Consider the following 620-nt stretch of genomic DNA (forward strand, 5'->3'; position numbering starts at 1 on the left):
GCCGCGACGGGCTCCGCCGACGCCCCCGCACCCGGCGCGGCCGGTGGCTGGCGGGCGCCCGGCGCCGGCGAGCGGCTGGGCATCCTGCGCCGCACCCGCACCGTGGCCATCGTCGGCGCCTCGAACAACCCCTCGCGGGCCTCGCACTTCGTCGCCACCTACCTGCTGTCCAGCTCCCCGTACGAGGTGTGGTTCGTCAACCCCCGCGAGCGGGAGGTGCTGGGCCGGCCCAGCTACCCGTCGCTGGCGGAGCTGCCCGGCGTCCCCGACCTGGTCGACGTCTTCCGCCGCCCCTCGGAGCTGCTGGGGGTGCTGGCCGAGACGGTGGCCGTCGGCGCACCGGTGCTGTGGCTGCAGCTGGGCCTGTCCGACGCGGAGGTGGCCCGCCGCGGCGCGGAGGCCGGGATCACGGTCGTGATGAACCGCTGCCTGAAGATCGAGCACGCCCGCTTCCACGGCGGCCTGCACCTGGCCGGTTTCGACACCGGCGTCATCAGCGCCAGACGCCGCCGGGGCTGACGGGTGGACCCGGCCACCGGGCCCGGCGGCCGCTCCGGCGTGGCGCGGGTGCGCCGGGTGCGTACCGTCGAGGGGTGAGCACGCCCCCGCCCGGCCCGCCG

Annotated in this window: 1 protein-coding gene; it reads left to right on the top strand. The window is 77.7% G+C overall.

Annotation, left to right across the window (positions count from 1 at the left end; all coding sequences use genetic code 11):
• Positions 1 to 75 precede the first annotated feature (75 nt).
• Positions 76 to 519: a CoA-binding protein gene (locus ABEB16_RS22425; protein ID WP_345714360.1), complete on the top strand. Its 444-nt coding sequence runs from the start codon at positions 76 to 78 to the stop codon at positions 517 to 519.
• Positions 520 to 620 lie beyond the last annotated feature (101 nt).

The organism is Kineococcus glutinatus (genome assembly GCF_039542765.1).
GTDB lineage: Bacteria > Actinomycetota > Actinomycetes > Actinomycetales > Kineococcaceae > Kineococcus_A > Kineococcus_A glutinatus.